This is a genomic window from Erwinia sp. S38 (assembly GCF_016624545.1).
Lineage (GTDB): Bacteria > Pseudomonadota > Gammaproteobacteria > Enterobacterales > Enterobacteriaceae > Erwinia > Erwinia coffeiphila.
Genome location: NZ_JACVTS010000008.1, coordinates 1 through 14,353 on the forward strand (window position 1 = coordinate 1; position 14,353 = coordinate 14,353).

Annotated in this window: 10 protein-coding genes; 4 read left to right on the forward strand and 6 right to left on the reverse strand. The window is 54.0% G+C overall.

Annotation, left to right across the window (positions count from 1 at the left end):
• The 3 genes from IBT46_RS10905 to IBT46_RS10915 form a co-directional block, all read right to left on the reverse strand.
• Positions 1 to 954 (reverse strand): BapA prefix-like domain-containing protein (locus IBT46_RS10905; RefSeq protein ID WP_200545686.1); only part of this gene is annotated, 954 nt, incomplete at its 3' end.
• Positions 955 to 1,471: 517 nt separating this feature from the next.
• The gene (locus IBT46_RS10910; protein ID WP_200545687.1) at positions 1,472 to 1,900 is read right to left on the reverse strand and encodes a hypothetical protein; all 429 of its coding nucleotides are present in this window, start codon (positions 1,898 to 1,900) and stop codon (positions 1,472 to 1,474) included.
• Positions 1,901 to 2,764: 864 nt separating this feature from the next.
• Entirely contained in the window at positions 2,765 to 3,334 is a 570-nt protein-coding gene (locus IBT46_RS10915; RefSeq protein ID WP_200545688.1) for a DedA family protein, read from the reverse strand.
• Between the two features lie 221 nt (positions 3,335 to 3,555).
• On the opposite strand from IBT46_RS10915, the gene IBT46_RS10920 reads away from it, so the two are divergent.
• Together IBT46_RS10920 and pbpG are read left to right on the forward strand one after the other, a co-directional pair.
• On the forward strand, positions 3,556 to 4,143 hold the full coding sequence (locus IBT46_RS10920) for a Yip1 family protein (protein ID WP_200545689.1): 588 nt from the start codon (positions 3,556 to 3,558) through the stop codon (positions 4,141 to 4,143).
• A gap of 179 nt (positions 4,144 to 4,322) precedes the next feature.
• Positions 4,323 to 5,273, forward strand: a complete 951-nt coding sequence (gene pbpG / locus IBT46_RS10925; RefSeq protein WP_200545690.1) for a D-alanyl-D-alanine endopeptidase — start codon at positions 4,323 to 4,325, stop codon at positions 5,271 to 5,273.
• A gap of 25 nt (positions 5,274 to 5,298) precedes the next feature.
• Here the strand turns inward: pbpG and IBT46_RS10930 are convergent, their stop codons facing one another.
• Complete coding sequence (locus tag IBT46_RS10930; protein ID WP_105593549.1) at positions 5,299 to 5,844, reverse strand: GNAT family N-acetyltransferase; 546 nt, start codon at positions 5,842 to 5,844, stop codon at positions 5,299 to 5,301.
• Positions 5,845 to 6,038: 194 nt separating this feature from the next.
• On the opposite strand from IBT46_RS10930, the gene IBT46_RS10935 reads away from it, so the two are divergent.
• On the forward strand, positions 6,039 to 8,471 hold the full coding sequence (locus tag IBT46_RS10935) for a DUF3772 domain-containing protein (protein WP_105593548.1): 2,433 nt from the start codon (positions 6,039 to 6,041) through the stop codon (positions 8,469 to 8,471).
• 45 nt (positions 8,472 to 8,516) lie between these two features.
• On the opposite strand, the gene murF is transcribed toward IBT46_RS10935, so the two are convergent.
• Complete coding sequence (gene murF / locus IBT46_RS10940; protein WP_200545691.1) at positions 8,517 to 9,968, reverse strand: UDP-N-acetylmuramoyl-tripeptide--D-alanyl-D-alanine ligase; 1,452 nt, start codon at positions 9,966 to 9,968, stop codon at positions 8,517 to 8,519.
• Between the two features lie 166 nt (positions 9,969 to 10,134).
• Entirely contained in the window at positions 10,135 to 11,856 is a 1,722-nt protein-coding gene (gene dld / locus IBT46_RS10945; protein ID WP_200545692.1) for a D-lactate dehydrogenase, read from the reverse strand.
• Positions 11,857 to 12,043: 187 nt separating this feature from the next.
• Between dld and bglX the strand changes: the two genes are divergently transcribed.
• Complete coding sequence (gene bglX, locus IBT46_RS10950; RefSeq protein ID WP_200545693.1) at positions 12,044 to 14,341, forward strand: beta-glucosidase BglX; 2,298 nt, start codon at positions 12,044 to 12,046, stop codon at positions 14,339 to 14,341.
• The last annotated feature ends 12 nt before the right edge of the window (positions 14,342 to 14,353 follow it).

The window sequence follows — 14,353 nt, forward strand, 5'->3', positions numbered from 1 at the left end:
GGTGCTGCCCGGCTCGCCTTTACCGGAGAGTGAGCTGCCGTCGTCAGAGACGTCGAGGTCGGTTGGAGGATTTGGTGCTTCAGTATCCGCATCAGCATCCGCATCGGCATCGGCATCGGCATCGGCATCGGCATCGGCATCGGAGTCACTGTCGGAATCAGAGTCACTGTCGGAATCGGAGTCGCTGTCGGAATCGGAGTCGCTGTCGGAATCGGAGTCACTGTCGGAATCGGAGTCACTGTCGGAATCGGAGTCACTGTCGGAATCGGAATCGCTGTCAGAGTCAGAGTCAGAGTCAGAGTCAGAGTCAGAGTCAGAGTCAGAGTCCGCATCCGCATCAGCATCCGCATCGGAGTCACTGTCGGAATCGGAGTCACTGTCGGAATCGGAATCGGAATCGGAATCGCTGTCGGAATCGGAATCGCTGTCAGAGTCAGAGTCAGAGTCCGCATCCGCATCGGCATCGGCATCAGCATCACTATCTGAGTCTGAATCGCTGTCCGAATCTGAATCGCTGTCGTCGCTATTGTTTTTATCGTCGTCGCTTTCGCCCAGGAACATCGCTCCTAAACCAAGCAGACCGGCGCCAGCAAATGCCAGCCCAGCTGCGTAGCTAGAATCAGCACCGCCCAGCAATAAGCCGTCGATATCGGCAATAGATTCAAAATGGAAACCGGTGGCGGGATCTTGCACCCACCACAGAGCACCCTGACTATCTTCCAGGACTAAATCACTGGTATGGCCCTGTGCATCGGCCACGAAGAAATTCTGGAGTACGACCTTTTCGCCAGAATGGAGCGTAACGATCAAATCATTCCCGGAGCGTGTTGTTGCAGCGATTTCGCTGCGCTCCAGTTGTAGCTTTACTACGCTAGGCGCGGACAGATTAACCCTATCAGCTGATACGCTGGAGGTTGCTCCGCCGTCCTTTACGGTTACAGCTATGTTATTCATAAACTTGCACTCCCATGAGGATTGAGCATTTGGCAGGCCCCAGAGCCTTACCAAATCGTTTACTAATTTGATACGTACTAAATAGAAGTTGTAGCAAGCACCTTTGGAGCTTATTCCCTTCTTATTTCAACTGCTTACTGCTTCTGGCGCGGAAGTTTTATGCGTACCTTATTGAATGACATTTTCAGTGAGGCAGGTCTGTTACCAGGCTATCAGATTATTTTTTACTGTTCTTGTGGTTTACGCATTTAATTAGGCATAAATTCACTAATAAACAATGATTAATCTGACAAACGGGCAAGACGATGCCGCCCTGAATAAGGGGCATAAAAATAGTTTTATTATCCAGTTGATTACCCTGGATTATTATTGTCAGAGGTGACTTTCTGATATTGATATAATTAATATCACTATCAGCGCAGTACCTCATGATGGCAGGGCGGATCGCTCCTCCCTACAAAACTGGAATTTCTTACTTATTCAGGAAACGCAGTCCTTATTTTCACCAGGTGAAAATTTATTTACCCATATTCAAATAAGGGGGATGAGAAAATAGTTTGCTAAAGCTCACATTATTTTCAGCCATCCTGGAATATAACCTGCCGGGCTTCACATATTTGCCAGCCGTAGACACAATCCTTGCCAATCGGCAATATCCGTTGCGTAGGATAATCCTGAGATCAAGCTCGCTGTATTGGATCTGTGGATCAGCGTCGACGCGATTGCTCAGGCCGACATTCGTTTCGGATTGAAAGGGTAAGCAGGCGGTCAGTGCCGTTCTCTGCGCGATGAAATGAGTAGCGGTGCGAGCGTCAAGATCGATCGCTAAACCAGTGAAGGAGGGCGAAACAAGAGTATCTGCTGAGCATTTAGCGGGAAGTAGTGCACCTGCCATAGCATGAGTAAGGCCAGGGACTAACCGATAGTCAACACGATGTTCTTTCATACTGCAGTCCTTTAACACCATCAACAGGTTAAAGCTTTTCATCATTAGCTGCGCTTCACTCAATTTGAAATCATCTCCGCGACCTGAGAACACCGATCTCTAACTGAATTGGAGCTTAGTGTGTTAATTCAGTTAATTGAAATTGGTTTGAATGCACGGGAGAGTGATTTTTGATAGGCATTTCCTATTGGGTGGTTTCATATGGTAACAGCAGGCTATCTAAAATTAAGATAAGTCTCACTTAATGGCATTACCAGTGACGGTAAATTGTCACATTTTTATAACATCATGAATTAAAATGGATTTTTTCCATTAAAAAATTTTATACGTTACAGGGTGAGGGCGTTTGAAGTGCGAAAATTCCTGGTCTGAACGTGATTGATAAGACTTTCTGTTGTTTAAAAATGTAATTATTGATTTCTTTTTATACTTATCGCCCGTGAAAAGTGTGATTTATTCGTAAAATCATTAAAAAATTTATCGTTTTTTTTATTTTAAAATGTGATCTTGATCACAATAAATTGCCTTTTTATGTAAAATAGCTGAAAAATCAACGTTATTATAACGTATTGCAGTTATGGTTCATTAGTTTGCATAGACTATCTCAGCAAAAGTTAAGAAATATTTTTTCATTATTTCTATGCTTTTTTATGTGACTGATTCTCTTAGGCAGCAAATGCCCATCAATTAATGTTAACAATAGTAAGGCGTCGGTTTTTCAATCACATAAAGAGATGGAAGGCAGTTCGATGTCTCACTGCCTGTTACTCGCGGTGGGGAAGGAGCTGAAGGGCTATCCCTGGGATGATGATTTTGCATCCTGCAGGATACGGGAGTTGCATCCCGCAGGATAAGGCCGAAGTATCATCTGTTGCGCTTATAGCGGCGGAAGGTGAAGCGGGCACCCCAGACTAAAGCGATCGCCAGCACCAGCCAGAACAGCTGTTTAATATGATGGTCCAGCGTGTGCAGCCATGGCGCAATCACCTGGCCTCCCAGATAGCCCAGTGAGACAAACAGCGTCGCCCACAGCAGTGCGCCAATCACATTAAGCATCAGAAAAGTGGCAGGACGCAGGCGGCTGGCACCGATGATGATCGGCCCGACAATGCGCAGGCCATACATAAAACGTACGCCGATAACAAAAAGCACGGGTCGTTTGCGGATCAGCTGATTCGCTGAGGTTATTTTGTCCTCATGCTTTTTAAAGCGTTTCAGAATGCTGGTGCCGTAGTATCGGCCCAGGAAAAATAGCGCGGTATCGCCCAGAATGCCGCCGCAGGCTGTCACCAGCAGTACCCAGCCGTAGTGCAAAAGTCCTTCATGAGCGGCAACGCCGCCCAACAGAGTGAAAGTTTCTCCTTCCGCCAGGCAGCCTATAAACAGTGCCCAATAGCCGTATTCCGTAATCAGCGCATTCACATCAGCAGGCAAAATAGATCTCCTTAAAAGTGTTTCCTCCTTATTAGTCTAGCGTTTTGTGATCGATCCCGCAGCCTGCAGAAAATCCGCGCATTTATTTTTGAAGTAAAAATAGGGTGTTAGCCGATCGGCGTTGCCGGGTGAAAAGCAAACAATTCAGTGGCGCATATACTGACAGTGTTGCCGCTCAAGACAGAAACCACGGGCGGCCAGACGTTGTGAGGAGTGAAGATATGAACCACGTATGGGGACTTCTTGCGCATCCTGACCGTGAGATGCGGGATATCAAGCGGGAGAACGAAACGCTCTCTCATCATTACACTCATCATGTTTTGCTGATGGCGCTGATCCCGGTGGTCTGCGCCTTTATTGGTACCACTCAAATTGGCTGGGATATCGGCGTGGGTCAGACCATTCCGCTGTCGTTGTTCAGTGCCTTCGCGCTGGCGATTGTGTTTTATGCCGTGATCCTTGGCGGGGTAGCGGTGATGGGGCGGGTAATCTGGTGGATGGCGCGTGATTATCCGCAGCGGCCACAGTTGAACAGCTGTATGGTTTTCGCCGGCTACATCGCCACGCCGCTGTTTCTTAGCGGGCTGGTTGCGCTTTATCCGCTGGTCTGGCTGTGCGTGCTGGTTGGTGCTCTGGCGCTGGTCTATACCGGCTATCTGCTTTACGTCGGTATTCCCCTGTTCCTGAACATTGATCGCGAAGAGAGCCTGCGAATTTCGGGTTCTACGCTGGCGATTGGTATCCTGGTACTGGAAGTGTTACTGGCGATCACGGTCCTGATGTGGGGCTATGGTTATCGCCTGTTTTAAGTGCCTTCGCCACCGGGAAACCGGTGGCGATCTGGAAACGCCTGGAAACGAATAATCCGTAGGAAAATACCCGGTTTACAGCGTATTATGCGCGAGCCAGCCCTCGCGTATTCTCCGTTTCAGCGGGTGGCGGCGTGTGGTTACCACACCTGAATCACTAGCCGTTAAGTTCTGAACTGATGCCTGCAAAAATCCGTTTATCTCTTTTGAGTTTGGCCCTGCTGTTTTCCGGCCCGCTACTCGTTACTCAGGCCAATGCCCGTACTCCACAATCTGAAACCACGCGCGCGGCGCAGCCGGAAATTGCCTCCGGCAGTGCGATGATTGTCGATATGGATACGAATAAAGTTATCTACGCTAATCACCCTGACCTGGTGCGCCCAATTGCCTCAATCACCAAACTGATGACGGTGATGGTGGTGCTGGATGCGCATCTGCCGATGGATGAGATCCTCAGCGTGGATATCAGTCAGACTCCGGAAATGCGCGGGATCTATTCGCGCGTGCGGCTCAACAGCGAAATCAGCCGTAAGAATATGATGCTGCTGGCGCTGATGTCCTCGGAAAACCGCGCGGCGGCAAGCCTGGCGCATCATTATCCGGGTGGGTACGATGCTTTCATTCGGGCGATGAACGCCAAGGCGCGCTCGCTGGGGATGACGAATACCCGCTACGTTGAACCAACCGGTTTGTCTATTCATAACGTATCAACCGCCCGCGATCTGACCAAACTGCTGATCGCCAGTAAGCGCTACCCGCTGCTGGGCGAGTTGAGTACCACCCGCGAAGATATGGCCACTTTTAGCCATCCGAATTACACGCTGCCGTTCCGTAACACCAACCATCTGGTGTATCGCCCGGACTGGAATATTCAGCTGACCAAAACCGGTTTCACCAATCAGGCCGGGCACTGCCTGGTCATGCGTACGGTGATCAATAAGCGCCCGGTGTCACTGGTCGTGCTGGATGCCTTCGGGAAGTACACGCATTTCGCCGATGCCAACCGCCTGCGTAGCTGGATTGAAACCGGTAAGATCTCCCCGGTTCCTGCCGCCGCGCTCAGCTATAAAAAGCAGAAGGCCGCTCAGGTAGCCAGTAACGGTGTTGCCGACGACAGCGCGGTGGAGTAACCCGCTTACAGCGTGCCGGAAGGGTCTAACTTTCCGGCACTTCTGGCGCGTCCGGCTGTAGCGCCAGCTGCATCAGCAGCGTATCCCGCCATTCACCGTGCTTAAATCCCACGTTGCGGAAATTGCCCACCGTTTCGAAACCCATTTTTTTATGCAGGTTCAGCGAACCGGCGTTGCGTTCGCCGTTGCCGACAATCGCCAGCATTTGCCGCCACGGTCCCTGCTGGCAGCGGGCGATCAGCGCCGCCATCAGCACGCTGCCAATGCCTTTGCCGCCCGCATCGGGTGCCAGATAAATGGAGTCTTCAATGGTGTAACGGTAGGCGGGGCGGGGGCGATACTGCGTGGCGTAACAGTAGCCGACCACTTCATTATTAATCAGCGCAACCAGCCAGGGCAGGCCAAAGGAGCGAACTTTGCGGAAACGCTCGGTCATTTCATGCACATCCGGTGGTGTTTCTTCGAATGAGCCACAGCCGTGCAGGACATGCCAGCCATAGATGCGGGTGATGATATCGAAATCGGCTTCTTCTGCGTCGCGGATGCAGACGGCAGATGCAGGGTTAACCATGACGAGTCCTTGTGTTTTTTCTTTCTAATTTGCCACGCAGCTCACGATGAAACACCATAGATTCTTCTTATGGCTGAGACTTTTTTTTTCTATCGCAAATCTTATAGTGCGGCCCACGGCAAAGGCATAAACTATGCCGCGATATTCATCCGGCACCGACCGGTGCCCTCTCTTTTTTATCAGGAACTTCGTTCATGTCAGGCATGTTAACTTTTCTTCGGGTGTGTCTGCTGGCACTGGTGGCGCTGTCGCCGCAGTGGGTGCAGGCGGCAGACAGCGACAGCGCTCAGCAAAATGGTGATGCGCCGATCAAGGTCAATGCTGCCGTTGAGCTGCCTAAGATGCAGAAGGTGCTCGACAAAATAAAGCAGCAGGTATCCGGCGAAACCAACGATACTCGCCTGAATGCGCTTAACGATCTGGCGCTGGAGCTGTCCGGTGATGCCGATGCCCTGATTCAGGGGCTGATTCCGCAGCGCGCGCAGCTGCAGGCGCAGCTGGCGGTACTTGGCCCTGCGCCAGCGGCGGACAGTGGAGTAAAGGAAACCAGCGAAGTCACGACCAAACGCAGCAAGCTGGAAAGCCAGAAAAGTAAAACCGACGACCAAATCAAGCAGGCCGAGACAATCAAAGCCAGTTCGATCAATCTTTCTGCCCAGATTGTTAATCTACGCCGCGATGCGTTGAAAACCCAGCTGGCGCTGAACGCAGGCAGTATTTTCGGTCCGCGCTTCTGGGCGCCGCTGACCAACAACCAGAGCGACGACAGTGAAAAGATCGGTGACTTTATTGATGAGTTGAAAACCGCCGCGTCGCTCTCTTTTGAACCGGGCTGGGTGTTTGGCACGATAAGCTGGATCCTGGCTGCCGGTCTGGTGGCAACGCTGGGTCGCCGCTACCTTGAACAGTTCCTCGCCTGGGTGGGGATCAACCACTTGCCGGAAGGACGTCTGCGCCGCAGCTTCCTTGCCGCCGCCACGGCGTTAACCACGCTCGGCGCGGTGGTGCTGGCGTTTAACTTCCTCGATCTGGCCTTTACCCGCCATGATGAGGTTGTGGATGACGTTCGTGTCTTCGCTGATAAACTGGTCGGGCTGAGTATTTTCTGCGGTCTGATCGCCGGTCTGGGGCGCGCTTTCCTCTCCACTCGCCGTCCATCATGGCGCCTGCCGCAAATCTCCAATGAAGTGGCGATGTCCCTGAAGCCGTATCCGCCGCTAACCGCAGCGCTGGTGTTTATTTTTCAGACGGTTGAAAACTTTAACAGCAGCGCGAATACCAGCGTGGCGACGACGATTTTTGCCAACGGTATGACCGCATTACTGATTGGGGCAACCGCGCTATCGATCAGCATTCGTACCAACCGCGTACGTCGCAGAATGATTCAGGAAGGCCATCAGCCGGAAGCGAGGTCAACGCTGGTCGGGCTGATTCAGATGGCGCTGACGCTGATCGGTTTTGCCATCATGGTTGCGCTGGTCATTGGTTACATTACCCTGGCGCGATTCCTTGCTTATGAGCTGATCTGGATGGGCATTGTGTTTGGCCTGTTCTACATCTTCAGCCAGCTGGTGACCGATGCCAGCGAGAGCCTGTTCTCCACTAATAATGCCTCGGGCAAGCGCATCCAGGCCTCGTTAAACATCGACGCGCGCCATCTCGGCCAGGTTGCGGCCCTGCTGGGTGCGATTGGCAAAACGCTGCTGCTGCTGGCGGCGGCGATGGCATTGCTGAACGGCACTTTCGGTAGCGCAACGCCGATAGAACTGGTGCAGAAAGCCATCGAGTTCTGGGGCGGTAAAGGCCTGGAGTCGATGAATATCGTTCCGGCGCATGTGGTGAACGCGCTGGCGTGCCTGGCGGTGGGTATCTGGGTACTGCGCTCGGTGAAACGCTGGCTGGAAAACGAATTCCTGCCTAAAACCACCATGGATAAGGGGATGCGCGTTTCGCTGATCACCCTGTTCAGCAACATCGGCTTTGTGCTGGTGATCCTGATGACGCTGTCGATTATGGGCGTGCAGTGGAACAAGCTGGCCTGGATCGTCAGTGCCCTGTCGGTCGGTATCGGTTTCGGTTTACAGGAGATTGTGAAGAACTTTATCTCCGGTCTGATCCTGTTAACCGAGCGTCCGGTAAAAGTCGGTGACCTGGTCAGTATCAGCGGTATTGAAGGCGATATCCGTCGCATTAACGTGCGTGCCACTGAGATCCAGCTTAGCGATAAGTCCACGGTCATTGTGCCGAACTCGCAGCTGATTTCGCAGAACGTGCGTAATGCCACCATGGGCAATGCGCAGGGGGTAGCGACTATTACGCTGACCTTCCCGCTGGATATCGATCCGCAGCAGGTGCGCCAGCTGCTGCTGGACGTTTACAACGATAATGAACGCATTCTGGAAACCCCGGAGCCGTCGGTGTCGTTTAAAGATCTCACCTCGACCGGTATTGTACTGGCCGTTACCGGCAACGTCGCCAGCCCGCGCCAGGTGAGCGGAGCGAAAAGCGATCTGCTGTTCGATATTCTGACCCGACTGCGCAAGGAAGGCGTGGCGCTGTCTGCACCGCAGACGATGATTATTGAGCGTAAAGACGGGAAGGTGGTTTTACAGGATGCCGCGGAGTAAACGCATAATGACCGCCGGTGGCAACCCCACCGGCAGCCTGATGGCTTAGCCTGCTTTATCCTGCATCTGATCTATCCAACTCACCAACTGATGAACTTTGGTGCTGTTTGAGCCCTTCAACAGCACCGTATCATTGGCCTGTAGTGCCTCCAGCAGCAGCGGTTTCAGGTCGTCCGGCGCATCGACCCACGCCCCTTTTTTCCCTTCATCCAGCTGTTCCCAGCAGTGTTTATAGCTCGATCCTGCCAGGAAGATCTGGTCGATCTGGCTGGCGTTCAGCAGCGGTGCCAGTTCGGTATGATAGCTCTCCGAGCCGGGACCCAGCTCGGCCATTTCACCCAGTACGGCAATACGGCGCCCGCTACAGCTCTGGCCGCTCAGGCGCTCAATGGCTGCCTGCATCGAGCCTGGATTGGCGTTATAGGCATCATCGATCAGGGTCAGCGGCAGGCCGTTAACGGTGACCTGTTTTTCCTCACCGCGCCCTGCCAGGGCGGCAAATTGCCCGATCTTCTCAATGGCCGGTTCCAGCGGATAGCCCAGCGCTTCTACTGCGGCCAGCGTCGCCAGACTGTTCAGTGCCATATGCTTTCCGCCCGCCGCCAGCGTGTAGTGCAGGGTGCGGTCGCCAATCTGCGCGGTAACCTGCTGCTTCTGCGCGTCATATTCAACCAGACGGTACTGACAGTCGGGATGCGTGCCGTAGTTAACAATATTCTGCTGCTTCGCTTCGGCCGCCTGGCTGACCGTTTCCCACTCCAGCATATCGCGGTTTAAAATCGCCACGCCGCCGGGAGCCATGCCGACAAAGATGGCACTTTTGGTCAGGGCAACATCGTGGACGGTGGTGTTTTCACCGAGGTGCGCGGGCTGAATATTGGTAAAAATTGCGACTTCCGGGCGTACCATGCGCGAGCTGACCGCCATTCTGCCAATGGCCATTTCCAGCACGATATGGGCGCTGTCCCACGGCATGGAGGCGATATTCCACGCCACGCCGCGCGGCAGGTTAGCGTTATTATTACTCTTGCAGGTTGGCCCCCAGGCGGAAAGCGCATCGGCGACCATGGCCACGCAGGTGGTTTTACCGGCGCTGCCGGTGATGCCCAGCACCCGGCCTTTCATCTTATCGCGGGCGTAGCGGCCCATAGCAAGCACAGCATCGGTATTATCGGCAACCTTAAGCAATGGAATGCTGTCCGACAGAATTTTTTCCGGTTCGGTGGTGATCAGGCAGGAGGGCGGAGGAGAAAGGCGTAAAGCCACGCTGGCCAGCAGCCCGGTTTTATCATCTTCGGTGCGGATAACCGCCATATTACCGGGCTGGAGGGCGGGAGCGAAAATAGACACGCCGGTTGCGGTCCAGCCTTCGGCTGGAGGAATAACCCAGCTGCCCTTCGTGGCTTTTTCTACATCTTGTACGGTCCAGTAATTTTTATTGCTGGTAAGGCTATTATTATTTGAAGCAGTAATGTTTTCTTCTGCTACTACGCCCATATTTCCTCCGCCAGTCAGTTGGCATGATTACAGTTATCACAGGATACAATTGACTATTAGCGCAAAAATGGGAAAAAACAATGTTTCGGGGCGCATCGGAAAGGATTAATAACATGAATATGATCGGGCGCACCGGGGCGAAATAATTCCGCCCCGGAACCGCGGGTTATTTCTGACAGTCGCAGCTGCCCCAGTGTTTTTCTCTCGTTGTTTTACCGATACCCGGGTTGAAGGTATTGGTCGGATCGAGCTGCTGATAAAACGCTTTCAGCTGGGGTTTCGCTTTATAAAGATGCCCCACGTTATGCTCTGCCGGATATTCCGCGCCGCGCTCGGCCAGCAGCGCCAGCATTTTTTCCTTCAGCGCGTGGGTATCCACTCCTTTTTTCACAATATAGTCCTGATGGAACACATGGCAAAGGAAGTGGCCGTAGTAGAGACGGTGGGTCAGCGCACCGTCAAATTCGGCAGGCAGCCGTTCAAACCACTCACGGTCGTTGCGGCGCAGCGCGATATCCAGCGCCAGAATATCTTCCACCTCATCGTGATGCACGGCGTGATAGCGCACCGCGGCACCGGCAGCGGCAAAGCGATGCAGAAACGCGTGTGCACCCTCTTTGCCTTCGCATTCGAAGAATGCGCCTTCGGCATGGTGGAAAAATTCTTGCAGATATGCACGTGCTTCGGCCACCCCGTCGCCGGACATTTTCAGCATCAGATGATGCTCATAGCGTTCGCGATACTGCTTCATACGGGCAGGCAAATGGGAGGGCAGCAGGGCGGTCAGCTTCTGTAATACGCGGTCGGTAAAGTGGGGCTTAAACCACTTGATGCGCGACAGCCAGGCATCAACGCGGCCTTTCATCGTAAAGAACATCGGCATTTTATCGGTGCCGAGTTTGTCGATCATCACGAAGGTGTCTTTACCGTACACTTCAGCAATATCGAAAATGTCGCGATGCATATACTCACCGGCAACCGGCAGATTGCTGAAGTTGGCCAGCATATGGCGGCGCAGCTGGTCCAGCACGTCGGTATTATTGGTGCCGATATAGAACACCTGCTGGGCAGTTTCGCTGGCAAAGGTATCCAGACGGACGGCAAACAGCGCCAGCTTCCCCGCACAGCCGGAAGCTTCGAACAGGCGACGTGCGTCGGCATTAAAGCGCGAAGGGGTGTCGGCTTCCACGTCGCGGACCCGCTCGGCGTATTCGTGATCCGAGGCGTGGCGCTGATCGTGCAGGACGTCGCCCTGCTGCCAGGTATCATCATCCAGACGGGTGAGGATCTGCTCCGGCGTGGTGCCCAGGTTAATGCCGAGGTGGTTAACCAGGCGCAGCACGCCGTCGGCATCGATCTGCGCGTACAGCGCCATTTCGGTATAGGCCGGGCCGCGTTTCACCAGCGAACCGCCGGAGTTATTACAAATCCCCCCCAGTACCGACGCGCCAATACAGGAGGAGCCAATCACCGAGTGGGGTTCGCGCCCCAGCGGCTTTAATTCTTTTTCCAGCTGGTACAGCGTACTGCCGGGGAATGCCAGTACCTGTTTTCCTTCGTCCAGCAGGCGGATTTTATCCATACGCAGCGTGCTGATGATCACGATATCGCGGGGATAATCGTTGCCGTTGGGGGTGGAGCCTTCGGTTAGGCCGGTATTGGCTGCCTGCATCAGAATAATGGCATCTGCCGCCACGCAGGCCTGGAGTATCCGCCACTGTTCCAGCAGCGAACCCGGGAAGACCACCGCCAGCGCCTCACCTTCGCCGGAGCGAAAGCCTTTACGGTAGCGCTCGGTTTGCGCGGGATCGGTAAGAAGATGGTTGCGGCCGACGATGCGACCCAGTTCAGAAATCAGTTTTTGTCCTGCCGGAAGAGAAGTGTGCATGTCATATCCTTGTCAGAATCACCCCCCTACTTTAGCACCGCTGCGGATGCAATAAAGCTGTTGTTATCACGCGACATTCGTCGATACCTCACTAGCTGCTATCCTCAAGGTATGACAAACTGAATCAACTTGTTACCTGTCCGTCATGAAACTCATACGCCTTAGTCACTTGAGAGATGATCATCTGATGAAATGGATTTGTTCCGTCAGCTTTGCTGCCGCTCTGGCGATTCAGCCAGCCCTTGCCGATGACCTGTTTGGTCCACATGAACTGACACCTGCCGCACGCGATGCGTTCGTCACCGATCTACTGAAAAAGATGACCCTTGACGAAAAAATCGGCCAGCTGCGCCTGATAAGCGTAGGGCCGGATAACCCTAAAGAAGCGATCCGCGACATGATCCAGCACGGGCAGGTGGGGGCGATTTTCAATACCGTAACCCGGCATGATATCCGCCAGATGCAGGATCAGGTGATGCAGCTCAGCCGTCTGAAGATCCCGCTGTTTTTCGCCTATGACGTGATCCACGGTCAACGGACTCAGTTCCCGATCCCACTGGCGTTGGCTTCCAGCTGGGATACTGACGCAGTGGCGAAGGTGGGGCGAATTTCTGCTTATGAAGCCGCCGATGACGGTCTGAATATGACCTGGGCTCCGATGGTGGATGTGACCCGTGAACCTCGCTGGGGGCGCGGCTCGGAAGGCTTTGGTGAAGATACGTATCTGACAGCGGAAATGGGCCGCGTGCTGGTCACCGCCATGCAGGGTAAAAGCCCGGCGGACCGCTACTCGGTGATGACCAGCGTCAAGCACTTTGCCGCCTACGGCGCGGTTGAAGGCGGCCGTGACTACAATACCGTGGATATGAGTCCGCAGCGGCTGTTCCAGGACTATCTGCCGCCGTATAAAGCGGCACTGGATGCCGGCAGCGGCGGGGTGATGGTGGCGCTCAACTCATTGAACGGCGTACCGGCCAGTGCCGATAGCTGGCTGTTGAAAGACGTGCTGCGCGATGAGTGGAAGTTTAAAGGCATCACCATCAGCGATCACGGGGCGATCAAAGAGCTGATCAAACATGGCGTGGCCAGCGATCCACAGGATGCGGTGCGCGTGGCGATCAAATCCGGCGTGAACATGAGTATGAGCGATGAGTACTACAGCAAATACCTGCCGGGGCTGGTCAAAAGCGGTGCGGTCAGCGAGCAGGAAATTGATGATGCCACGCGCCACGTGCTGAATGTGAAATACGATATGGGGCTGTTTAACGATCCCTACAGCCACTTAGGCCCGGCCGACCAGGACCCGGCGGATACGAATGCCGAAAGCCGCCTGCATCGCAGCGATGCCCGCGATGTGGCGCGCAAAAGCATGGTACTGCTGAAAAACCGCCTGGATACGCTGCCGCTTAAAAACAGCGGTAATATCGCGCTGATTGGGCCGCTGGCAGACAGCCAGATCGATATTATGGGCAGCTGGTCCGCTGCGGGCGTGGCGAAGCAGTCGGTTACGCTGCTGCAGGGGATGAAAAATGCCACTGCTGGGAAGGCCAATCTGCTGTATGCCAAAGGGGCGAACGTCACCGACAATAAAGGCATTCAGGACTTCCTCAATCTTTACGAACCGGCGATGACGGTGGACAGCCGTTCACCGCAGCAGATGCTGGATGAAGCGGTGGAAACCGCGAAGAAAGCCGATGTGGTGGTGCTGGCGATTGGAGAAGCGCGCGGGATGGCGCATGAGGCCTCCAGCCGCAGCGACCTGACGCTGCCGGAGAGCCAGCGTCAACTGATTGATGCGGTCAAAGCCACCGGAAAACCGCTGGTAATGGTGCTGATGAACGGCCGTGCCCTGGCGCTGGTAAAAGAGAGCCAGCAGGCGGATGCACTGTTGGAGAGCTGGTACAGCGGCACGGAAGGCGGTAACGCCATTGCCGATGTGCTGTTTGGCGACTACAACCCGTCCGGCAAGCTGCCGATGTCCTTCCCGCGTTCGGTGGGACAGCTGCCGATTTATTACAATCATCTGAACACCGGGCGGCCGTATAACTTTGAGAAGCCAAATAAATACACCTCGCACTATTATGACGAGGCCAACGGCCCGCTGTATCCGTTTGGCTACGGCTTAAGCTACACCACCTTTAGCCTGTCGCCGGTGAAGCTCTCTTCCTCTTCGATGCCGCGCGATGGCAAGATTAACGCCAGCGTGACGGTAACCAATAGCGGTAAGCGCGACGGGGCGACGGTTGTGCAGCTCTATCTGCATGATGAGGTAGCCAGCATCAGCCGCCCGGTGAAAGAGCTGAAAGGCTTTAAGCGTATTATGCTGAAAGCCGGTGAGTCGCAGACCGTGACCTTCCCGATCGACGTCAGCGCGCTGAAATTCTGGAATGCGAAAATGCAGCACGTTGCCGAGCCGGGTAAATTCAGCGTGATGATCGGGCTGGATTCCACCCGTACCGAAAACGCCGAGTTCGATTACCGTTGAGGATTGGGGGCA

Coding starts and splice junctions, on each gene's coding strand:
- IBT46_RS10910 (WP_200545687.1), bottom strand. CDS start 1,900: ATGAAAGAACATCGTGTTGACTATCGGTTAGTCCCTGGCCTTACTCAT.
- IBT46_RS10920 (WP_200545689.1), top strand. CDS start 3,556: ATGAACCACGTATGGGGACTTCTTGCGCATCCTGACCGTGAGATGCGG.
- pbpG (WP_200545690.1), top strand. CDS start 4,323: ATGCCTGCAAAAATCCGTTTATCTCTTTTGAGTTTGGCCCTGCTGTTT.
- IBT46_RS10930 (WP_105593549.1), bottom strand. CDS start 5,844: ATGGTTAACCCTGCATCTGCCGTCTGCATCCGCGACGCAGAAGAAGCC.
- IBT46_RS10935 (WP_105593548.1), top strand. CDS start 6,039: ATGTCAGGCATGTTAACTTTTCTTCGGGTGTGTCTGCTGGCACTGGTG.
- murF (WP_200545691.1), bottom strand. CDS start 9,968: ATGGGCGTAGTAGCAGAAGAAAACATTACTGCTTCAAATAATAATAGC.
- dld (WP_200545692.1), bottom strand. CDS start 11,856: ATGCACACTTCTCTTCCGGCAGGACAAAAACTGATTTCTGAACTGGGT.
- bglX (WP_200545693.1), top strand. CDS start 12,044: ATGAAATGGATTTGTTCCGTCAGCTTTGCTGCCGCTCTGGCGATTCAG.